The sequence below is a fragment of the Erwinia sp. PME.40.26/001 genome, assembly GCF_055556675.1.
On sequence record NZ_JBVHNP010000052.1, the window covers coordinates 1 to 362 of the forward strand.

Below are 362 nucleotides of genomic sequence, written 5' to 3' on the forward strand. Positions count from 1 at the left end.
ATGAGCACGCGGTACTTGCCGGGTTCCTTCACCGTCACGGGCACGCTGATCTCGGTCGCGCGGGGGAGCCCGATGAACGAGCCCCGGAGCGTCCCGAAAACCCCCGGCGTGATCATCCCGGTGCGATTCCACTTCGTATTCGAGAAGAGCAGGAACGACCGGAACATCGGCGACAGGTAGTAGTTGGATGCCACGACATCGGGGTTGAAGGCGAACATCCGCGTGTCCGGACCGGCGATGGCATCCGGATGGTCGAGCAACCACAGGTCGAGAGCCGACGTGGACTCGTCGTCGGTGAGCAGATGGATCGGCGCTCCCGGCGGGAGAGCCGTGGGGTCGTAGTACGGCGTGTACTCGAACGT

Annotated in this window: 1 protein-coding gene; it reads right to left on the reverse strand. The window is 64.1% G+C overall.

The window, feature by feature from the left end; genetic code table 11:
• Positions 1-362, reverse strand: a 362-nt coding sequence (locus ACZ3HG_RS23180; protein WP_465334652.1) for a hypothetical protein, incomplete at both ends; no start/stop codon positions are given.